Below are 20,945 nucleotides of genomic sequence, written 5' to 3'. Positions count from 1 at the left end.
ACCTACTATATTAATGGAAGTGCTTTCTTGTCACAAGTTATTTGCAAAATGTTCAAAAAAGGTTCATAACTTTGCCATTTTTATTCCACTAATGACTTGATTTCGTCACTTGAACGGTTAAACATTGCTTCATCATGTTCTTTAAGGAAGTTGCCAAGCACACGACGAGCGTTCACGTCCATATCCTCAACAATCACTTTACCCTTCATGGATTTATCCATACGGTTTACGTGTTCTGGAAGACTTTTATAGCCTCTTCGTGCTTCAACATCTACTTGCATCTCACATGCCGTCAACCCGAAGTAAAACGGTCCTTCTGCTTTTCTATTGATCGTAACCCAAACGAGCCAATAAAGACGAGGATTCGGTGTATCTTCACGATTTGGCGTAAACTTGATGCGCTTTTCCACATCACTTCTCGCGTGCATCGCTCCCATATCGATATAAGCGATCGACTCTTCTACATCGACGATTACGGGTGTTACGTGATCAAGTGTTAAACTACCAACACCATATCCACCATGACCGTCTGTAGAGTCACCACTTATGATGGTAAAGCCCATCCCTTTTTTCTTTTTATCAGCATCATTGGAATTGAAAAAATCTTTCATGCTTCCAGCTCCTCTAAACATTCGTTGTTAACACGTATTGTATCACAAATCATGAAAAACTCTCAGTTGGAAAGTTTGAAGATAATTGTTGAAATTGTACCTAAAAACGAATATTATATATCATGTACTTATAAATCGTTCGTATTTTGGAGGTTCTAACGTATGCTTTCTTCATTTTTTAAACTAAAAGAACTTGGTACGACCATCAAAACAGAAATATTAGCAGGAATCACTACATTCCTTACGATGGTCTACATTGTCATAATCAACCCAATTATCCTGCATTCTGCTGGTGTTCCTTTTGACACCGTGTTTATTGCAACGATTATTGCCACGGTAGTCGGTACACTATGGATGGCTTTAATGGCCAACTATCCGATTGCCATTGCTCCAGGTATGGGGCTGAATGCCTACTTCGCGTTTTCTGTTGTAGGAAACAACCCTGATATCGATTATCGGATCGCTTTTGGGGCAGTGTTTGTTGCAGGTATTTTGTTCGTCATCCTATCGTTAACACCGTTTCGTGAAAAATTGATCGAATCCATTCCTGCAAACCTGAAGCACGGTATTACAGCGGGTATCGGACTATTTATCGCGTTCATCGGTTTACGTCTTACAAAAATTATTGTGGCTCACCCCGATAACTTAGTAACGTTAGGTGACATGCATTCACCAACGGTGCTTCTTGCTCTTGGTGGACTTGCTATCACGTTGATCTTGATGGGACTGAACGTGAACGGTGCTTTATTCTTCGGAATGATCATTACGGGTGCAATCGCCTACTTTACAGGGCATTTAGAATTTAAAGAAGGTTTCGTATCTACACCAAACTTACCATCAGAACTTTTCATCTTTGGTGATCCGATTACAGCCTTTTCTGACGTGTTTCAATATGGATTATATGCTGTTGTGTTCTCCTTCTTGCTTGTCACGATCTTTGATACTACGGGTACGATGGTAGGTGTAGCAGAACAAGCTGGACTGATGAAAGGCAACAAGATGCCTCGTGCACGTCAAGCACTGTTAGCTGATTCCGTTGCGACAACAGTTGGTGCAGCGTTTGGTACGAGCCCAACGAGTGCTTATATCGAATCATCTTCAGGCGTAGCGGCAGGGGGACGTTCTGGTCTAACATCTGTGGTGGTAGCGATCCTATTTGTGGCCGCTGCGTTCTTCTCTCCACTCGTTGGTGCGATCTCAGGCTTAGCCGCAATCACTGCGCCAACACTGATCATCGTTGGAAGTTTGATGCTTGGTTCTTTAAGTAAAATTAATTGGAACGAACTTGATGAAGCATTCCCGGCGTTCTTGATAATTTTGACGATGCCATTAACGTCTTCTATCGCAACTGGTATCGCATTAGGATTCATCTCGTATCCGATTTTGAAGATTGTAAAAGGTAAATATCGTGAAGTTCCGTTCTTGGTTTACTTGTTTGCGGTGTTGTTCTTCTATCAATTAGCGTTTTTACCTCATTAAAAAATTGTTTGTAAAGCAGTTGATTTCCGCTCCAGGTTGCTCGCTTTCCATGGGGCGAACGGTGAGCCACTTGCCGCTTTGCACCATTAAGTTGTCTCCACCTGACCGCTCGTCCCATAGGAGTCGGCAACCTTGCGCTACAATCAACTTTGCAACGAAGTATAAAAGACAAAAAATTAATAAAACACAAAAAGACCGGCCGACCCTCACAATAATGGGCTGACCGGTCTTTTCTTATTCTGTCTCAAACACAACGGCTACTTTTTCCTTCTTTTCATCGACAAAGAATTCTTTCGATACACGATACGTGCCTGCACCCTGTTCTTTTAGATCAATGGATTGATCATAGTTTGATCCAGCTTTCACCATGATCATCTGCTCAGTAAACATTTGATTGTTATTCACTTTCTCCCATTTACCGTCTGTCCATTTTTCAAGTGCATACGCGGTTCCTGTACCAGCTTCTTTATCGGATGAGTTTTTCAACGTTAATTTTGCTGCTTTTCTATTTTCTTGGAGTGCGAGTTCAGCTTGTACAACTTCTTTTTCAGCTGGTATCTCATTCTTAACTTGAGGCGCTCCGTTCTTTTTTTCCTCATCAGGCATTGCTTTAGAGCCGCAAGCGGCGAGGAGAACGAGCAGACACGCCATTACGATCAGCTTCATGTTTTTCATCACTAAGCCCTCCTTTTACCCTGTTAGTCGTACCTCTTATTAAAAAGTTTCAGTTAAACTGTCGTTTATAAGGAGAATGTGCTGGATATGCTGTTAATAGAGGAGGCGCTAGCATGAAACTTTGGCTTGTTGCTCTAATTTTATCGCTCTTGTTTATAGGGCTCGGAATCGGCTATTACGCAACGCGCCTTTATGAAAAAAGTGTGGCAAAAGGCTTTTTTATGACGCTGCTTGGTATTATCGTTCCATTTACGATCTTTATCACATTTATTTATTTTTATGGTCTTTACAATAACGGCCATCCCTTACAATTTAGATGGTAAATAAAAAACCTGTTCATCAGCATCTATTCCACGCTAACTAAACAGGTTTATTTTTTATTGAACTTGACTTTTTAACGAATCAATATAGGTAAAAGCTTCATCCATCTCTTCTTCTGTATACTTTTGTTTCGCCTTGACCGTCTGTACCTTTTCTTTGATCTCGTCCTTCTCAAGTTTCTCGAAATACATCACGGTAGAGACTAATTCTAAGAATCTAGAAGACTGCTCGTTCATGGAGCGAACACAACTCCCTAGTTTTTCAATCTCTGCACCATATGTGGAAAGAAGTTGCTGACCTTCTTCGTTCACGGCATACCGGTATTGCGAATAGCCGCTCACCTTTTCTTTTACCTCATGTATGTATCCCATGTTGCAAAGTTCTTCAATTTTAAGCGTTAATTCTTCGGAATATGGGCCGTAAAAATGAAATTGATATTTTTCTTGGAAAGGAAAGTTTAGCTTTTTTGCGATGTACACCATCTTTTGAAGCTTTTTCCGACCGACGACTTCTCCGGCTTCTTGAATCAAGGTGACTACCTTTAAATGATCCTCAAACACAGTACGTTCCCCCTAACATCCTTTTTCGTTTTATCTATTTATTTTTCTGGCTAGTCAATGTTGTGTTTGTAAGTAGTCGATTTCCGTTTCAGGTGCTCGCTTTCCGGGGGGCGTGCGGTGAGCCACCTCGACGCTATGCGCCCTTAGGTGTCTCACCTGTCCCGCTCATCCCCCAGGAGTCTCCCACCTTACACTCCAACAACTTTTCAGTGATGTCTTTTTAGTAACAAACAACAACTTGAAGTGAATCTGATAGTCAAATCGACTGTTAAACACACTATCTATTCAAAATCTCTTTAATTTTACTTTTAAGCGTTTTATCCTCAATCGCTTCGATTAGATCGAGGGGATAATAGAGTTTGTGATCTGTTCGGCGTTTGCCTGAGATCGCCTCTACGACGTCTGATTCTCTGGACAGCTCGCGGATATCGCCGTTTGGTTTTAATAGATTGATCGGCAGACGTTCTTCTTTTTCGCCTGGGCGGTAAAAGTCGTATGGAAGATCTGACGATGAATCGACTACTAAGTAATATTTCGGATTGATGCCTGCTTCTGTAAAGTAACTCGACAGCAGATGACCATCTGTAAATGAGACCATCTCCGTATACTTGAACAGTTTTCGGTCGATGAAACGATGGCATAAATCGCTCAAGATTTTGTCCTCTTCTTCCATCCATCCTTGGAAATAATAGTGGATTACGCCCTCATCGAGCGATATGTAATCTTGAAGCGAAACATTACCTTCGAACAGCGTTTTAAAATGAGACAGCTCTCTTTTGAATGTATATCCTGTTTCATACAGTTCCTTCGCTCGGTGCAAAATTTTACTTAATATGACTTCCGCACTGCGCGTAACAGGATGAAAATACACTTGCCAGTACATTTGGTAACGACTCATAATATAGTCTTCTACCGCATGCATGCCGCTAGATTTTATAACGACGCCTTCTTCAGTCGGGCGCATCACACGCAGGATTCGCTCGATATCGAAATTACCGTAACTCACTCCTGTAAAATAAGCGTCTCGTAACAGGTAATCCATTCTGTCTGCATCAATCTGACTCGAGATCAGACTAACGATTAATTTATCTCTATGTGTTTTCGCGATTACTTCTGCTACTTGCACAGGAAAATCTTCTCCCATCTGCAAAAGCACGCGATGAACTTCTGTATCTCCGAGTATGATGTCTCTACTGAATTCTTCATGATCCACACCAAACACCTTTTCAAATGAATGTGAGAATGGACCGTGTCCTACATCATGTAGAAGGGCCGCGGAAAGAACGAGCAGACGCTTTTCTGGGTCCCACGTTTTCTTTTCTTGAAAAATATCAATGATCCGCCTCGTAATCTCATAAACACCAAGAGAATGGCTAAAACGGCTATGTTCTGCTCCATGAAATGTTAAGTATGTCGTTCCAAGCTGACGAATTCTTCGCAGTCTTTGAAACTCGCGCGTACCGATCAGACGCCAGATCAGCTCATCACGCACGTGGATGTAACGATGCACTGGGTCTTTAAATACTTTCTCTTCGTGCAACTTTCCTAAGAGTTTAGCCATTGATTTTTTTCCTGCTCCTTCACCTGCATTTATAGGTAAGAATTCTCGTAAAAAAGAAAAATCCCTTCCTTGGTCTGTCTAGCTAAGAAGGTATTTTCTGTATAAGTATCGTGTTGTGACTACTAGAATATACCCTATTGTATCGTGTTCTTAACTTTGAAAACAACCACTATTTTTTTCTATTCACACTCCCTTTTTATCGGTATTCACACCATTTTCTTACCGTTCACATTTGAGTTATACTAGATAAGGCTTATAACGGAAATGATAGATTTTATATAGATTTCAGGAGGAACCCATCATGGATCAAGATCGAAGAATTAGAAACGGACAAGCTTGGAGTAACAGCTCTTATACAGCCTGGGTCAACCGCTTTGGCACACCTGAGAAAGCAGTTTCTCGTATTCTAAAAGATCCGAAACGCAGACTTCAGCCATTAGATCAATATGTTGGTGATGTCTCAGGCAAAAAGATCGTGAACCTCTTAGGTTCGCACGGCAGTAAAGCAGTCGCACTCTCCCTTCTTGGAGCAGAGACGACGGTGATTGATATCTCAGATTCGAATGCAGCGTACGCACGTGAACTGGCTTCAGCCGCTAACGTAGATGTCCGGTACGTGGTAGAAGATATTTTAAATCTGTCAAAATCCGAAATGACAGAGAATTATGATATGGCATTCATGGAAAACGGCATTCTGCATTATTTTGCCGATCTGAACGAATACTTCAGCGTTGTTTCAAAACTTTTGAAAAAGGGAGGAACTTTGATCCTACAAGACTTCCACCCTGTATCTACAAAGTTGATCGAATCTCAAGGAAAGAGCCAAGCGGTTAGGAAGCATAAAGTTTCAGGAGATTATTTTAGTGAAGAGCTTGTTACAACAGACGTTGCTTATTCAAAATTCATACCTGAACTTCAGTACGCGACATCTGAAGAACGCGCACCGTTCCAAGTACAGATCCGCCAATGGACGCTTGGTGAAATCATCACAGCTATCGGATCTGCCGGCCTTTGGATTAAACAGCTCGTTGAAGAACCACACCCAGATGAACTCGACCGCGGCATTCCAAAATCATTCATTATCGTGGCGGAGAAATTGTAATGACCGATCATCTTCTCTCTCAACCTGTCTGGCGGTTGATCGACCAGTCTACACTTGGTCCGTCATTTGATGCACGGCAATCGTTTGCGACAGATGATACACTTTGCACGTCGATCGGAAGTGGTGATTCCCCCGCAACAGCACGAACATGGGTGCATCACGATACGATCGTCCTCGGCATACAAGATACCCGTCTTCCTCACCTGAAGGAAGGTATTGATTTTCTGGAGTCTCTGGGTTATCGCGTAATTGTGAGGAATTCTGGCGGACTTGCTGTTGTGCTTGATAGCGGCGTGTTGAACATCTCACTTATTCTTCCTGAAAAAGAAGGGACGATTGACATCAATCAAGGGTACGACACGATGACTGCACTTGTGGAAGAGCTGCTTCTTCCGTATGATGCGAAGTGTGAAGCGTATGAGATCGTCGGCTCTTATTGCCCGGGAAGTTATGACCTCAGTATCGGCGGCAAAAAGTTTGCGGGAATCTCTCAACGGCGTATGCGCGGCGGTGTTGCGGTACAGATCTATTTATGTGTAGACGGCAGCGGTTCAGAGCGCGCATCCGTAATCGGAGAGTTTTATAAGCGTGGGTTAGCGGGGACTGAGACTAAGTTCCAGTATCCAGAGATCAAACCGGATGTTATGGCGAGTTTAGCAGAGCTGTTGGGACACCCGTTAACCGTAGCAGATCTACACGCATCTTTATTGCAAGTGCTTCACAAAAACAGCGAGCTATTCTACAGCGGCCAGCTTACAGTGGAGGAAAGCGAACTGCTTCCAGGAAACATTAAAAGAATGTGGGATCGAAACGAGAAGGCACTGTCACTGTAGGTGGTGTCTTTTTTTATTTCACAGTAGCAAACGAAAAAAGCCAGCAGGCTGCTGACTTTTTTCTTTAGGTTCTTTTCTAACAGATAGCTTTTAAATTCTTGTCACCTTTGACAGTTGATTGGAGTGGAAGGTGCGAGACTCCTACGGGACAGGCGGGCAGGTGAGACACTTAAAAGTGAAACGTCCGAATGTGGCTCACCGCCTGCCCCGTGGAAAGCGAGCAACCTGAAGCGGAAATCAACCCCTCCACAAGCGAGAGTAAATTCTAAAGAGCTTGCATCGCCGTGATCAACGCTAATTTGTACACATCTTCAGCGTTACATCCGCGAGAAAGATCGTTTACAGGCATGTTCAATCCTTGAAGAATCGGTCCGATCGCTTCAAATCCACCAAGACGTTGAACCATCTTGTAACCGATGTTTCCTGTTTCAAGGCTTGGGAAGATAAATACGTTCGCTTCCCCTTTGATCGGTGACTCTGGAGCTTTTTTCGCTGCTACAGATGGAACGAATGCTGCATCGAACTGAAGCTCTCCATCATATGGGAAGTCTGGGTTCATTCCCTTCAATACTTCTAACGCTTCTACCACTTTTTCCGTCTCAGGCGAAACCGCTGATCCTTTTGTAGAGAAAGAAAGAAGCGCAACTTTAGGGTCGATACCGAAAACTCGTGCCGTTTCAGCAGAAACCATAGCAGATTCAGCTAAATCTTGGCTGTTAGGTGAAATGTTGATCGCGCAATCAGCGAACACATACTTCTCATCGCCACGAACCATGATAAACGCACCAGAAGTCTTCTTTACGCCTTCTTTTGTTTTGATGATCTGAAGAGCCGGACGAACTGTGTCAGCAGTAGAATGTGCTGCACCACTTACAAGTCCGTGTGCTTTCCCAGTGTAAACAAGCATCGTTCCGAAATAATTCTCATCCAAAAGAATCTTACGCGCTTGTTCTTCTGTAGTTTTTCCTTTACGGCGTTCCACTAATGCATCAACCAATGCATCGAATTCACCATATTCAGCAGGATTTAAAACTTCTACTCCATCTAGTGAGAATCCACCAGCTTGTGCTTTTGCTGTTACGTCAGCAGGATTTCCTATTAAAATCGGTTGAAGAACTTTTTCAGATGCTAGACGACTTGCTGCCTCTAGAATTCTTTCATCCGTTCCTTCAGGAAAAACGATGGTTGGGTTAGCCGACTGGACTTTACTCTTTAAATCTATAAAAAGATCACTCATGATTTAGCCTCCTATTTTTCTATATAAACTGTACATTTTTTGCACTCACTATTAGGGTACTCCTTTTTTCACACCTTTTAAACCTACCCATACAGTTGTAAGCGCTTGATAAAAGAAGTTCTTATATTTAGAATTTTTTTACGTCTATAAAATATATTTTTTGATTATGAATCTTTTTTGTTCAACTATCGTAAAATTGTTTGAAAAATTTTGAGGAGGAATTATACATGTCTTTTGTAAACCGTATGTTAGCTTCTGTAGGAATTGGTTCAGCGAAGGTAGACACCATTTTAGATAAAGATACGTACTCACCTGGTGAGAGCATTACAGGAAAGATTAGAATCGAGGGTGGTAAAGTCGATCAAAACATCGACCACATCACTCTTTATGTCATGACAGAATACTATCGAGAAGTGGACGACAAAAAAGTGAGAGATACTGCAGCGATTGAAAAGACAAATGTAACAAGCTCACTTGTTGTTAAAGCTGGCAGTCAGCAAGAGATTCCGTTCTCTCTTAAACTTCCATACGATGCTCCATTAACACTTGGCCACACGCCGGTATGGATCAAAACAGGACTTGATATTCAGATGGCTGTTGACCCAACAGACAATGACCAAATTCGTGTACTGCCTGATGCCGAAACGTCTGCCATCTTTGATGCGATCGAACAGCTTGGATTCCGCCTTCGAAAAGCATACTGCGGATCTGCACCGCGTTATATGCGCCGCAGACTTCCGTTTTTACAAGAGTTTGAGTATGTGCCAACATCAGGAGCTTATGCCGGAAAGCTGGATGAGCTAGAAGTGATTCTGGTTCCACAAACAGATAGCATCGAGCTGTTCTTAGAGATCGATAAGAAAGGTAAAGGATTGTTCGGCATGCTTTCTGAAGCGATGGATATGGATGAAACGAAGGTTCGCCTCACACTGTCACGCACTGAACTTCGAAATCCTGCTAGTGTTAAGAGCAAGATCGAGCAGTTGCTTCGCCAATACAGCTAATTCCTCCTTTTTGGATTCGTCCCTACTTATGGTATATTTGTAGGGACGTGTTTATATCTAGCAAGGAGTGAATAATTGATGAGTGAAGCAGCGATTACACTAGAAGGCTGGTATTGCCTTCATGATTTCCGTACGATGGACTGGGCCGCTTGGAAAACGCTTTCCGGTGACCAGAGAGAATATGCAATCAATGAATTTTTAACGTTCCTTGAGAAGTGGGAGAACGTAGAAGCAAATAAAGTGGGCAGTCATGCTCTTTACAGCATCATGGGGCAAAAAGCTGACTTTATGATGATGCTTCTTCGTCCGACGATGGAAGAACTAAACGAGATCGAAAACGCCTTTAACAAAACAGCATTCGCGCAATATACAGTAAAAGAATACTCTTACGTTTCTGTTGTCGAGCTAAGTACGTATAATCCGCAAAACGAGAGCGGCGAGATGGATCCAATGATCAAAGCTCGTCTTTTCCCAGAGCTTCCAAAATGGAAACATGTATGTTTCTATCCGATGGACAAGCGCCGTGATGGTGACGACAACTGGTACATGTTGCCGATGGAAGAGCGCAAGAAGATGATGTACTCGCACGGCATGATCGGCCGCGGCTATGCAGGAAAAGTGAAGCAGATCATCACTGGATCTGTTGGTCTAGATGATTGGGAATGGGGCGTAACGCTTTTCTCAAACGACATGCTTCAATTTAAAAAACTTGTATACGAAATGCGCTTTGACGAAGTAAGTGCACGCTACGGCGAGTTCGGATCGTTCTACGTTGGAAACATCCTTACAAAAGAAGCAGTGCCCGCTTATTTGCAGGTGTAATGATTGAGATGACTCGTTCAATGGCGAGTCATCTTTTTGTTTTTGTCGAAACTTTGATAAATTTTTATATCCGTGAATTTATTAACTTTATCCGTGAAATTATACATACTTACCGTGAATAAAAAATGGATTACCGTGAAATTAATTGCTAGAGGTTCCCCCATTTAAACATCAATCTATAATGTCCTTTCCACAAGAACATACCTTCCACTCTACTGATTCTTTCATTGCTGATTAGAATCAATTTATCACCACCCCCTCATAAATGTCCCATAAACATGAAACTCCCATCCCATTTTTGGTCTAGTTTCCCAAAACAGCTCATACACATATATCGAATGTTCTGTTTCCCTGCTTGTACACCAAGATTAACAACATAGAGGGGGAAGGCAATTGGCAGTCATTAAAGCTACAAATAAGGATATTGACTTGCTGGCACGTCTCATACGTGCGGAAGCTGAGGGTGAAGGTGACCAAGGGATGCTCCTTGTTGGTAATACCGGCGTAAATCGAATTCGCTCCAACTGCCTTGATTTTAAAAATATTCGTACGATGCAGCAGATGGTCTTCCAAAGACCTGGGGGATTTGAAGCGACGATTAAAGGATATTTTTATCAAGGTGCAAGAGAGAATGAAAGAAGATTGGCGAAGAGGGTTATTAACGGTCAGCGCTTCCACCCTGCTAGAAATGCGTTATGGTTTTTCGATCCGTCAGGGGCTTGTCCGAAGACTTGGTACAATCAGCCTCACTCGGGAAGCTTCAAGGCACACTGTTTTTATCAGCCGAAACAAAGTGATTGTCCAAATGTGTTTAACACCTTTTAGGGAGGTTTGTTGATGAACAACTTTAATCCGTACGGCCAAGAGTATTATCGGGCTCAGAATGGAATGGGTATGATGGGTGGCGGCATGGGTGGAATGGCAGGCATGGGGGTTCCTCAAGACATGGCCCAAAGTCAGCAGGCACCAGGAATGGGTGGCGGTCCTCTGCAAGATATCGGTGCACCTGGACAGCTTCCGCTCGAGCAGTCCTACATTGAAAATATTTTAAGGATGAACAAAGGGAAAGTCGCTACGGTCTATATGACTTTTGAGAACAATGAAAAGTGGAACGCTAAGGTGTTTAAAGGAATCATTGAAGCTGCCGGCCGTGATCACATCATCCTAAGTGATCCGCAAACAGGTAAACGGTATCTGCTATTAATGGTGTATGTAAACTATGTAACGTTCGATGAAGAGATCAACTATAGCTATCCTTATGGTACGCAACAGCAGCAACAGCAAGGCGGTCAGATGTCACAGTACAGCCCTCGTTGATAAAAATTATTCCTGTCTGGTTCAGGCAATTATAGAAATGGCGCCCTCTTTATTTAAGAGAGCGCCTTTTATTATGCTTTCACAACTGCGATGATGAGCAGAATCCAACCAACGATAAATGCTAACCCGCCAAGCGGTGTAATAGGACCAAAGAATTTCATTCCTGTCGTTGAGAGAGCATATAAACTTCCTGAGAAAAGCAGTATGCCGATAAAGAACGACCAACCTGCACCTGTTAATAGCGTTGAGGCAGGAAATTTACCAAGCAAAACACCAACAACTAACAAAGCCAATGCATGATACATGTGATATTGAACACCAGTTTGGTATACATTTAGCATGTTTCTTGCATTTAATTTAGCTTCGAGTGCGTGTGCCCCGAAAGCTCCGAGCATAACCGCAAGCATCGCGTGGATCGCACCTAATATAAGAAAAAGCTTCATCCTGTTCCACTCCTGTTTTTCTTTTATCTTACCATTGAAAAATGACAATACAAAGGTTGCCACAGGATTGTAAAAATTTTGGCGGACGGGTTGTCCATGATAAAAAAGGCGAACGCTAACGTTTTTTCGGTTGACGTTCGCTGTCCAGCAATCGGACGTATTGATCGATCTTACGCTCAAGCTCTTCTTTCTCTACTAATTCAGAGTGAAGTTCTCGAATAATTCCTTCCAAGCTCTGAATACGCCTCTCAAACTGAAAAAGCAAGTAGCCTGCAATGACGATAGGAAAGCCCACATTACCGAGGAGATTAACTAAGTTTAACCATTCACTTGCTCCGACCATTTCCATTCACCCCTCATTTTTTATCGAACAGAATAGAACGTATGTTCGTAAATTTAGTATAAATCGAACGGAGAATATTTACCATCATTCCTTTCTCATATTTTTATTTTGATTCGAAGGACCTATTTATAATTGGGTTTTGAAAGTGTTAATTTCCTCTCCAGGTTGCATGCTTTCCACGGGGCGTGCGGTGAGCCTCCTGCCGCTTCGCGCCTTTAGGAGTCTCCACCTTTCTAGTTGCAGTGGCTAGCCCCTCGAGGTCAAAAGTTAAACGGTCAAGAAGGCAAAGTACGCCTTCCTAGCACATTCAACTTTTGCATGTCGGGGCTGAACGAGCCACTTCCACTTTTCGGACTGACCGCTCGTCCCGTAGGAGTCAGCAACCTTCCGCTCCAATCAACAGGCATATGATGTGAAAATCGAAGACAAATATCTTGGAAAAAAGACATTCAGAAAGAGGTTTAAATAATTGACACAGTGGAATAAAAAAAGTAAGACAGAAAAAATTACATAAGAGGAGGAACAATAAAATGGAACTTCTTATCACAATGATATATACAATTCTTGGTTTAGCTGCTCTAAGTCTAATCGCAACAGTGACTGCCATTTATTTTTCTAATAAAAAGATCAACGAAAAAATTGAAATCGCCAAACGTAGAGATGCACGAATGGAACACCAGAATACTTATGTTTCGATCTAACAGCGCTGATAATGGTGCTGTTTTTTTTTTTTTTGCGGAAATGTTGAAAGCCGTTGATTTTCGTTCCAGGTGCTCGCTTTCCAATCAACTTGCAGAGAAAAGCCTTGGGAAAATATCATCTCGCGGGATTATTGTACAAACTTGCGGGATTATCTCCAGAATTTCCAGAATTGCCTCTCCTTCTACCCCACCACAAGTACTCTCCCCCATTCAAACCAGCCCGAAAAAAGAAAAACCCACTCAAAGAGTAGGTTTTTCAGTAAACTAACATTTAAAAATCAAAAATAGAGTCTCCGTTGCCGTCTTTCTCCTCTTGATCGTCATCCTCATAGTCCATATCAAAATCCATCATAGACTTTTGATGTTTTTTTGGAGGAGGAGGAGCAGTCACTAGGCTAGCTGGTTTTTGAACAGGATAAGAAGGGACCCATCCTTTCACGCCAACAGCTGAATCATCGTCATCGGCTTCTAGCATTAATTCACATAATGTTTGAATAGCTGATACATGTTCGCGCAGTTTTGGCGAGTTCTCATCTAACACTTTCATTTCTGCAACATGCTTTTCTATTTTTTTTGCAAACTGACTTACTGATATATTCATCGGTTTCACCACAATTGTTTTTTTCTTATTCTATCAAACCCATTCACATAAATAAAATGTATGCCAAAAAAGACAGCTCAAACAAGCTGCCTTTTGCTCCAAATTCCGCTCAAGTTTATTCATACACTAGCACACGTACGGTGATCCTGCCGCGAGCATGATAGTGAATGCGAAAAATAGCACTATTTATATTTTTGCAGCAGACCTCCTTCTCCCCAAAATAGTTTTCCTACACCTACAACAAACTTCCATATATGTACTCTATGACGTATCCACCCAACTGAAATTCTGATTATTGAAAGGCACGGCAATTGCAGACATAACTTTCGATGCATTCTTGTTACTCACGTCACCATACGAAAAGAAGTTCACACCTGATTCATTCGCCACGATAACTTGTCCCGTTTTCGGCATAGAAACGGATACCATGTAGTTCTTCATAACCGACCCCATTAACAGCAGAACCCAAAGCACATACGTCATAACTTCCATCTTCCCTACCCCTTTCAAATTTTCATTGATTTGTACCGATCTATTTAAACCCTACTTACTGGCAAGTATTTTTCTTTGTTTCATCCTCCCTTCGACTTACCAATGTATGTGGTGTTAATTGCGATTATACGTACCTTTTTATAAAATGTTTGTCACAATGTGCTTTTGTTTTAAAGTTTCTATCAACAAAAGATTCACTTCAGGTACAAAAAAGAGCAGATTCGGCCCACATTTTTGTATAATAGTGAATATAGAAGTGAATATGTTAGCGAGTTTAAGCTTAATATGATAGAAAAAGACGTATACTTCTAAATCTTTTTATTCATTAATTATTTTCTGTAGAAACAAGGAGGAGAATCATGTCCGTACTTAATGAAATCTTAGCGTTCAATCACCAATTTGTTGAAAACAAAGAATATGAACCTTTCCAAACTACTAAATTTCCTGATAAAGGACTTGTTATCGTATCTTGTATGGATACGCGCCTGACTGAATTGTTGCCAAGTGCGATGAATATTAAGAACGGTGATGTAAAAGTCATCAAATCGGCTGGAGCGGTTATCTCCCATCCATTCGGTTCTATTATGAGAAGTATCCTTGTGGCCATCTATGAACTAAAAGCTGAAGAAGTTATGATCATCGGTCACTATGATTGTGGAATGAGCAATGTAAACGCAGATGGACTACTTGCCAAGATGAAAGACCGTGGTATTGAAGAATCGACGTTTGACACGTTAAAATATTCTGGACTCGATTTAAAGAAATGGGTTCAAGGGTTTGAAAGTGTTGAGGATTCTGTGAGAAACAGTGTGCAACTTGTTAAAAATCACCCGTTGCTCCCTGAAGATATTAAAGTACATGGTCTCGTTATCGATCCTGCTACAGGAAGACTCGACCTTGTAGAACGCGGAGAATAGAAATGTAAAAGGCAAAGCGGATGTTTACACACGCTTTGCCTTTTTATTATTTTTTTGTAATTCGTCCTTCAATTTGTGCGGATACGGTATCACGGTTTTTAAAATAGTTCACGAGCGCTTCTAGGTCCGTAACGCTTACTGTTGGATTCTTACCTTCTAATAAAACGGTATAACCATCACCGCCACCAGCCATAAAATTGTTTACGGTAACCGTATACTCTTGTTCTGCTACAATCGGTGTTCCATCTTTCTTAACCATTGAAACAGTTCGGTCACCGACCGGCTTTGAGAGATCAAATGTAGCTTTCAGACCAGAGATCTGGAGCATCTTCTCTCTGTCCGTTGCCCATTGAGATTCAAAAAGTTCTTTAATCTGCGTTCCTGTTAGTGTCATCGTCACCAGATCGTTGCCAAACGGTTGAACGTTAAAAAGCTCTCCCCATGTCACTTCACCGTGATTGATCACATCACGAATACCACCTGGGTTCATAAACGCAAAATCAGTACCTGTCTGTTCTGTCATTGAATCTGCGATCACATTTCCTAACTCGGTCTCACCGTTATAGGCTCCTGTACCTGATAAAAGTTGATCAGTTTTACCAACGACTTCATTGATGATCGGAGCTACTTGGTCTTCAGCTTGTTTAATAATTTTTGTAATGCTAGAGTCCGGTGTTACACCTTTTTGCATAACAGACACGACTTCCGCTTTACTTTTTACGATATCCTTCGTGCGGCGGTCAATTTTCAGATCCACATCAGCAAAGGCTGTTCCGTAAGAGTAAGCTTGCACAATTAACTTGTTATCTACTACAGCGTTTACGTTTCTATGGTTGTGTGCACCAAACATCACGTCTACTTCATCATCTACTTTGTTTGCCATATCCACGAGTTCACCCGATACTTCACCTGTCGCTGATTGCTCAACAGGGTTATGCGCCAAAACAACGATAGACTTTACGCCTTTTTTCTTAAGAGTCTTCGCTGCTTTGTTGATTGCTTCCGCTTCGTCTATAAACTCAACACCTGCTGTTCCGCTCGGAATGACGATATCTGGTGTATCAGATAAAACCACCCCGATGAAGCCGATATTTACTCCTTTAACCTTCTTGATTACATAAGAAGGCAGAATATTTTCCTTCGTCTCTTTATCTATAACATTAGCAGCCACATACGGAAAGTCTGCTCCTTCAAAATATCCTGTTTTATCATGCGTTCCACCATTGATCAAACGCATCATCTCATCTACGCCTTCATCAAACTCATGGTTTCCTAATGTTCCTACATCAAAGCCCATCTGATTCATGATTTCTACTGTCGGCTCATCCTGCAGCAATGCAGATGTCGGAGAGCTCGCTCCTACCATATCACCAGCATGTACCAAAAGCGTGTTAGAATTCTCACTTTCTCTTTGTTTTAAGTAGCTTGCTAGATAATCCGCTCGTCCAACAGGTTCCCCTGCCACGTTACGTGTAATATCGATCTGTCCATGAAAGTCATTTACTCCAAGCAGTTGAACATCTAAGTAACGACCCTTGTGTGTTTGAATGGCGTTCTCTTCTGCATGTACGCCTGCGCCGATTGGTGTTAATCCTAAAGCAAGTGCTAAAGCTGATAATGTCTTTTTCATCTAACAAACTCCCCTATCACTCATTTTGTAATAAAACTCAACAATTAAAAGTATATATTTTGAAATGTAAAATGACAGAGGAATTTCGTAAAAATGGTGTAAAAACGATATATTTCAATAAAAAAGGAGTTTATACCTACACAGCTGGATTGCGGCGGTTAATTTAGTACTTTTATCCCGGTATGCATTTGAAAAAGGATGTTTAATCGTAATTGAAATCGTGAATACACACTATAACTTCGTTTAAAGGAGAGGATTGTAAATGGTAAAACCTATCGTACATGAATTTAACTCTCAACAAGAATTGATTGCAGCTGCAAGTGATTTGAAAGCCCGAGGTATTCACGAGGACAACTTATATGTATTATCCCACGAAAAGGATGACACAAAAGATCTCGCTCATGAAGCAGATGTTAATACAATCGGTTTAAAAGAAGAAGGACTCGGAACGGCGATCAGCAATGTATTTGAATCCAGAGGCGATGAGCTTCGCAACAAGATGACAGAACTAGGGTTATCTGATGTAGAAGCGGATCAATATGAAAAGAAGCTCGACATGGGTAAAATCTTATTGTTCGTAAAAGAAGAAGATAAAGTAAATACTTTACCATAAAGGATAGAAGAGAGTTGCTTGTCCAATCGGGCAAGCAACTCTTTTTTTGTGCATTCGCAAGCCTACTAAATAATCCTCGTAGAGCATTCACAAAAAATCCATATATTTGAAAAATTTTCTCCTGAAGCGTTTCTTTAAAGAAAATAGGGGGAATGAAAAGAAGACGAGGAGGAGTCACTATGAATCTACATAACGGTCAGCTCTATTGGCCTGAAACCTATACAAACACGGGTCAGTACCCGGTTCTAGAAGAAGATATATCGTGTGATGTACTAATTGTTGGTGGAGGCATGGCCGGTGCCCTCTGTGCCCATGTACTCGGTCAAGAAAAAGAACTAGATGTTGTTTTGATCGATCGGAGGCAACCAGGTGCAGGAAGCTCTTCAGCCAATACAGGGCTTCTGCAATTCTCAAGCGATAAGATGCTGCACGAACTCATTGAGCAGCAAGGTGAACAGGATGCTGTCTATTTTTATCAGCTTTGTTTACAGGCGTTAGAAGATCTAAAGAAGATGACTTCAGGACTTTCCGAGGACCCTGAATTTCGTGAACAAAAGAGCTTGTATTATGCCAGTTCTCCAGAAGACACGTTAAAACTCCAGCGTGAATACGAGGCATTAAAAAAGTACGATTTTCCCGTGGAATATTTAGAACCTCAAGAAATTTCTTCACGTTTTCCTTTTTCCAAACCCGCTGCTCTCGTTACGAGTGGTGATGCAGATGTGAATCCGTACAAATGTGTACAGATCCTGTTAAAGGATGCAGCGGCTTCAGGAGTGAGAATCTTTGAACACACACCTCTTATTCGAAAAACAAAAACCGTTCACGGCTTTACCTGTGAATCTGAAAAAGGCACCATTTCAGCGCGATATGTAATTTTTGCGACTGGTTATGAGAATGACTTTCTAGCTCAGCAATTAGGAGCAGATCTGAATCGTTCATACGCGATCGTAACAGAGCCAATCCCATCACTTAAAACGTGGTACGAAGAATGGATGATCTGGGAAACAAAACGACCTTATCTTTACATGAGAACGACTAAAGATGGGCGAATCGTTGCAGGTGGTCTTGATGAAGATAAAGCTGAAGCACCATTAAATGAAGGGCTTATCGAAGAGCGCGGTGAGCGAATTCTTCAAAAGATCAAAGAACATTTTCCCGATCTCTCGCCAAAAATCTCACATTCTTGGTGTGCGACGTTTGGAGAATCACATGACGGACTGCCCTATATCGGTGAACATCCTAACCGTCTTGGTGAGTACTATTGTTTAGGTTTTGGTGGTAACGGTACTGTCTATAGTATGCTTGGCGCTACGATCATCAAAGATTTAATCACTAAAGGCTTCCACCCCGCATCACGTCTATTCACAATCGCACGCGCTGTAAGTTTGTAAAATTAGCTTCATTCATCTTAAAAGTAGTTGATTTCACTACAAGAAATTCTTGTAATTGAAGTAAATAAGAAGCTATCCAGACCTTATTGACGACCAATCTTTCTTGGTCGTTTTTCTTATGTCTTCACACCTATTTTAGCGGATATTACATACGTGCAACCTCAAGTTGACAGAGTGCACCTGCTAAAATATAGAAAACCATACAATGTTTTACTACAATTAAACTAGTAAATGAAAGGAGCTCATTCATGACATTCAGCGAAAAACTTTTTAAGCTTAGAAAGAAAAAAGGCCTCTCACAAGAAGCGCTGGCCGAACAATTAAATACAACGAGACAAGCGATCAGCAAATGGGAAAACGGTCAGGGTTTTCCTGAAACAGAAAAGCTATTGATGCTCGGTAACATTTTTGAAGTTTCCATTGATTATTTACTGAAAGATACGGTTGAACGAAGTGGTGAAAATGAAAATGGTTATTATGTTAGCAAAGAGATGGCGGAAGGATACCTCCTATATCAAAACAAAGTTTCGAAATACCTTGCCCTTGGATTTAGCCTTTTAATCTTTTCAACGATTCCTTACTTCTTATTTAAAGAAGAGCCGATCATCTTTACACTTTTAACGATTTTAATAGCGGTTTTCGGGATTGGAACCATTACAGCCGGAATCATAAAAGAAGATCGATATAGCTTACTTAAGAAAGAGATGCTGATTTTTGACCAACATTCTTTAAAAGAATTAAAAATGAGATACGAAGAGATAAAAAGTAAATATACTTTGGTAATGATGGTGGGAATTTGCTCTATTGTTGGAGGAGCCATCTTCTTTCTAATCATAAAAAAAGAATGGGTGGAAGTAGACATTTTAACTCCTTACAAGCCGATATTTATCGCATTGATCGGCATCGGGGTCTACATTTTGGTTCGTACTCTATCCATCATTGATGCTTATCGCATTTTGGTCAAAAATGAGGAGCATGTGAACACTATTAATAATAGTTTGATGAAAAAAGTGAAAAAGAAGATCAATGATCTATAAATGAAATTAAAATACCTTAAGTGGAGTTACTACATCACTTCCAGCAGGAGGAACCAGGGCCTTGAACCACGATCAATCATTGACAAAAACTAAACCAAACGCAAAGAAACGACCCACACATTTACGGGTCGTTTCTTTTGTTTTATTTTGATTTATGTTTGTTACTCTTGCAGTTAAAGCGTTCTTTAAAACATCATTGACAGTTGATTGGAGTGTAAGGTGCGTGCCTACTACATGAGATACTTCTTGCAAGGCATGCGACGAGGAAGCTTACTACGTAGTATTAACTTGTAGACGCAGGAGCAAGAAACCTCTAAAGGTGGACAGATGAGACACGTTCGAATGTGGCTCACCGTCTGCCCCGCGGAAAGCGAAGCACCTGAAACGGAAATCAATCACTTTCAATTTTTTATGACGCATTCGGTGCAGCAGCAATCTGGTTGCGAATAAACTCAATCGAATTCTTATTAAAGAGCTCTGGCTGATCTACATTACATACATGTCCGCAATCTTTGATAGTCAAAAGCTTTGAATGCTTCTTCTTATCAATGAACGCCTGAATCGGTGGTAAGAACATATAATCTTCCTCACCCATGATGTAAAGCGTTGGAATCGGAATCTCTTTTTTACGCAGACTTTGCAAGAAAGGGTTGATCTTCAGTGTAAGCTTAAACCATCTCTTGAACTCTTTTTGACAAAGCTTTTTCGCTTCTCCAATAAACAAAGAACGCGAAGCTTCATGTCTCTTTTTCGGCATGATCACCCATGCAAATAAGCTGTAAAGCCACATGTACGGGATGAACGATTTACAAAGGTTACCCATCGCAATCAAGAACCGCGAGCGGAAATTCATTTTTGTAACCGCGCCGCCCAAAGTCATAGAAGCCACACGATCAGGATAAAGCTCTGCGATCGTTTGAATAAGAATCGTGCCTAAAGAGATGCCTACAAAGTGGGCTTTTTGAATCTTTAGATGATCCATAACCTCAAGCACATCAAGGCTGACCTCTTTAAACGAATATTTTTTCAATAAAAATTTATCGGATTGTGATTTGCCATGACCTCTTAAGTCAACAAGCAAAATATTAAAATGTTGTTTAAATTCTCTTAGCTGTTTATACCAAATGGATGAACTGCCCCCAGCTCCATGGACAAAAATCACCCATTGATGATTTTTTTCGTGTGTGTACGTTTTGTAATGAAGCAACAAGTACTCCTCCTAGTGGTTCAAACATTCTGTAAATTTTCCAGC

Annotated in this window: 24 protein-coding genes; 13 read left to right on the top strand and 11 right to left on the bottom strand. The window is 41.3% G+C overall.

Annotated features, from left to right (window positions below):
- Positions 1 to 80: 80 nt before the first annotated feature.
- Positions 81 to 611 carry a YwhD family protein gene (locus ACFS5O_RS04730; protein ID WP_198768719.1) on the bottom strand — a complete coding sequence of 177 codons (531 nt, stop codon included), beginning with the start codon at positions 609 to 611 and terminating at the stop codon, positions 81 to 83.
- A 162-nt stretch (positions 612 to 773) separates the two neighbouring features.
- Here ACFS5O_RS04730 and ACFS5O_RS04725 point away from each other — a divergent pair, with 162 nt between their 5' ends.
- On the top strand, positions 774 to 2,090 hold the full coding sequence (locus tag ACFS5O_RS04725; protein WP_205724903.1) for an NCS2 family permease: 1,317 nt from the start codon (positions 774 to 776) through the stop codon (positions 2,088 to 2,090).
- Positions 2,091 to 2,324: 234 nt separating this feature from the next.
- On the opposite strand, the gene ACFS5O_RS04720 is transcribed toward ACFS5O_RS04725, so the two are convergent.
- Entirely contained in the window at positions 2,325 to 2,765 is a 441-nt protein-coding gene (locus ACFS5O_RS04720) for an immunoglobulin-like domain-containing protein (protein ID WP_205724902.1), read from the bottom strand.
- A 113-nt stretch (positions 2,766 to 2,878) separates the two neighbouring features.
- On the opposite strand from ACFS5O_RS04720, the gene ACFS5O_RS04715 reads away from it, so the two are divergent.
- On the top strand, positions 2,879 to 3,088 hold the full coding sequence (locus tag ACFS5O_RS04715) for a hypothetical protein (RefSeq protein ID WP_066399131.1): 210 nt from the start codon (positions 2,879 to 2,881) through the stop codon (positions 3,086 to 3,088).
- Between the two features lie 54 nt (positions 3,089 to 3,142).
- Here the strand turns inward: ACFS5O_RS04715 and ACFS5O_RS04710 are convergent, their stop codons facing one another.
- Both ACFS5O_RS04710 and ACFS5O_RS04705 read right to left on the bottom strand, forming a co-directional pair.
- Positions 3,143 to 3,646, bottom strand: a complete 504-nt coding sequence (locus ACFS5O_RS04710) for a YwgA family protein (protein ID WP_205724901.1) — start codon at positions 3,644 to 3,646, stop codon at positions 3,143 to 3,145.
- A gap of 277 nt (positions 3,647 to 3,923) precedes the next feature.
- Positions 3,924 to 5,207 carry an HD domain-containing protein gene (locus tag ACFS5O_RS04705; RefSeq protein ID WP_205724900.1) on the bottom strand — a complete coding sequence of 428 codons (1,284 nt, stop codon included), beginning with the start codon at positions 5,205 to 5,207 and terminating at the stop codon, positions 3,924 to 3,926.
- Positions 5,208 to 5,508: 301 nt separating this feature from the next.
- Between ACFS5O_RS04705 and ACFS5O_RS04700 the strand changes: the two genes are divergently transcribed.
- Positions 5,509 to 6,309: a class I SAM-dependent methyltransferase gene (locus ACFS5O_RS04700; protein WP_205724899.1), complete on the top strand. Its 801-nt coding sequence runs from the start codon at positions 5,509 to 5,511 to the stop codon at positions 6,307 to 6,309.
- Positions 6,309 to 7,142: an octanoyl-[GcvH]:protein N-octanoyltransferase gene (gene lipL / locus ACFS5O_RS04695; RefSeq protein ID WP_205724898.1), complete on the top strand. Its 834-nt coding sequence runs from the start codon at positions 6,309 to 6,311 to the stop codon at positions 7,140 to 7,142. Before ACFS5O_RS04700 ends, lipL begins: the two co-directional genes overlap by 1 nt.
- 265 nt (positions 7,143 to 7,407) lie before the next feature.
- Here lipL and pta read toward each other — a convergent pair whose 3' ends face one another.
- Entirely contained in the window at positions 7,408 to 8,379 is a 972-nt protein-coding gene (pta, locus tag ACFS5O_RS04690) for a phosphate acetyltransferase (RefSeq protein WP_066399140.1), read from the bottom strand.
- 227 nt (positions 8,380 to 8,606) lie between these two features.
- Here pta and ACFS5O_RS04685 point away from each other — a divergent pair, with 227 nt between their 5' ends.
- The 4 genes from ACFS5O_RS04685 (at position 8,607) to gerQ (ending at position 11,522) form a co-directional block, all read left to right on the top strand.
- The gene (locus ACFS5O_RS04685; RefSeq protein WP_205724897.1) at positions 8,607 to 9,383 is read left to right on the top strand and encodes a sporulation protein; all 777 of its coding nucleotides are present in this window, start codon (positions 8,607 to 8,609) and stop codon (positions 9,381 to 9,383) included.
- A gap of 78 nt (positions 9,384 to 9,461) precedes the next feature.
- Positions 9,462 to 10,205, top strand: coding sequence for a hydrogen peroxide-dependent heme synthase (gene hemQ / locus ACFS5O_RS04680; protein ID WP_205724896.1), 744 nt, complete (start codon positions 9,462 to 9,464; stop codon positions 10,203 to 10,205).
- A 393-nt stretch (positions 10,206 to 10,598) separates the two neighbouring features.
- Entirely contained in the window at positions 10,599 to 11,030 is a 432-nt protein-coding gene (locus ACFS5O_RS04675) for a cell wall hydrolase (RefSeq protein WP_205724895.1), read from the top strand.
- Between the two features lie 12 nt (positions 11,031 to 11,042).
- A complete protein-coding gene (gene gerQ / locus ACFS5O_RS04670) occupies positions 11,043 to 11,522 on the top strand; it encodes a spore coat protein GerQ (RefSeq protein WP_191755468.1) in 480 nt (159 codons plus the stop codon).
- 71 nt (positions 11,523 to 11,593) lie between these two features.
- Here the strand turns inward: gerQ and ACFS5O_RS04665 are convergent, their stop codons facing one another.
- Both ACFS5O_RS04665 and ACFS5O_RS04660 read right to left on the bottom strand, forming a co-directional pair.
- Complete coding sequence (locus ACFS5O_RS04665) at positions 11,594 to 11,965, bottom strand: DUF423 domain-containing protein (protein ID WP_205724894.1); 372 nt, start codon at positions 11,963 to 11,965, stop codon at positions 11,594 to 11,596.
- A 115-nt stretch (positions 11,966 to 12,080) separates the two neighbouring features.
- Positions 12,081 to 12,314 (bottom strand): YvrJ family protein, encoded by a 234-nt coding sequence (locus ACFS5O_RS04660; protein ID WP_082861534.1) that lies wholly within the window; start codon positions 12,312 to 12,314, stop codon positions 12,081 to 12,083.
- 524 nt (positions 12,315 to 12,838) lie between these two features.
- On the opposite strand from ACFS5O_RS04660, the gene ACFS5O_RS04655 reads away from it, so the two are divergent.
- Positions 12,839 to 13,009, top strand: a complete 171-nt coding sequence (locus ACFS5O_RS04655) for a hypothetical protein (RefSeq protein WP_153236725.1) — start codon at positions 12,839 to 12,841, stop codon at positions 13,007 to 13,009.
- Between the two features lie 271 nt (positions 13,010 to 13,280).
- Here ACFS5O_RS04655 and ACFS5O_RS04650 read toward each other — a convergent pair whose 3' ends face one another.
- Both ACFS5O_RS04650 and ACFS5O_RS04645 read right to left on the bottom strand, forming a co-directional pair.
- The gene (locus tag ACFS5O_RS04650) at positions 13,281 to 13,610 is read right to left on the bottom strand and encodes a YwdI family protein (RefSeq protein WP_205724893.1); all 330 of its coding nucleotides are present in this window, start codon (positions 13,608 to 13,610) and stop codon (positions 13,281 to 13,283) included.
- 261 nt (positions 13,611 to 13,871) lie between these two features.
- Positions 13,872 to 14,102, bottom strand: a complete 231-nt coding sequence (locus tag ACFS5O_RS04645; protein ID WP_205724892.1) for a hypothetical protein — start codon at positions 14,100 to 14,102, stop codon at positions 13,872 to 13,874.
- A 359-nt stretch (positions 14,103 to 14,461) separates the two neighbouring features.
- Between ACFS5O_RS04645 and ACFS5O_RS04640 the strand changes: the two genes are divergently transcribed.
- Complete coding sequence (locus ACFS5O_RS04640) at positions 14,462 to 15,019, top strand: beta-class carbonic anhydrase (protein WP_205724891.1); 558 nt, start codon at positions 14,462 to 14,464, stop codon at positions 15,017 to 15,019.
- Between the two features lie 46 nt (positions 15,020 to 15,065).
- Here the strand turns inward: ACFS5O_RS04640 and ACFS5O_RS04635 are convergent, their stop codons facing one another.
- Positions 15,066 to 16,649: a bifunctional metallophosphatase/5'-nucleotidase gene (locus ACFS5O_RS04635; RefSeq protein ID WP_205724890.1), complete on the bottom strand. Its 1,584-nt coding sequence runs from the start codon at positions 16,647 to 16,649 to the stop codon at positions 15,066 to 15,068.
- Between the two features lie 262 nt (positions 16,650 to 16,911).
- Between ACFS5O_RS04635 and ACFS5O_RS04630 the strand changes: the two genes are divergently transcribed.
- The 3 genes from ACFS5O_RS04630 (at position 16,912) to ACFS5O_RS04620 (ending at position 19,693) form a co-directional block, all read left to right on the top strand.
- Positions 16,912 to 17,262, top strand: coding sequence for a YflT domain-containing protein (locus ACFS5O_RS04630; protein WP_205724889.1), 351 nt, complete (start codon positions 16,912 to 16,914; stop codon positions 17,260 to 17,262).
- A 179-nt stretch (positions 17,263 to 17,441) separates the two neighbouring features.
- Complete coding sequence (locus ACFS5O_RS04625; protein ID WP_205724888.1) at positions 17,442 to 18,656, top strand: NAD(P)/FAD-dependent oxidoreductase; 1,215 nt, start codon at positions 17,442 to 17,444, stop codon at positions 18,654 to 18,656.
- A gap of 248 nt (positions 18,657 to 18,904) precedes the next feature.
- Positions 18,905 to 19,693 carry a helix-turn-helix domain-containing protein gene (locus ACFS5O_RS04620; RefSeq protein ID WP_205724887.1) on the top strand — a complete coding sequence of 263 codons (789 nt, stop codon included), beginning with the start codon at positions 18,905 to 18,907 and terminating at the stop codon, positions 19,691 to 19,693.
- A 409-nt stretch (positions 19,694 to 20,102) separates the two neighbouring features.
- Here ACFS5O_RS04620 and ACFS5O_RS04615 read toward each other — a convergent pair whose 3' ends face one another.
- Positions 20,103 to 20,900 carry an alpha/beta fold hydrolase gene (locus ACFS5O_RS04615; protein WP_205724886.1) on the bottom strand — a complete coding sequence of 266 codons (798 nt, stop codon included), beginning with the start codon at positions 20,898 to 20,900 and terminating at the stop codon, positions 20,103 to 20,105.
- Between the last annotated feature and the right edge of the window lie 45 nt (positions 20,901 to 20,945).

The organism is Fictibacillus nanhaiensis (genome assembly GCF_042686385.1).
Taxonomy (GTDB): Bacteria; Bacillota; Bacilli; order Bacillales; family Fictibacillaceae; genus Fictibacillus; species Fictibacillus nanhaiensis.
The sequence above is the reverse complement of the archived record's forward strand: the minus strand, read 5'-3'. Positions and strand labels throughout refer to the sequence as shown.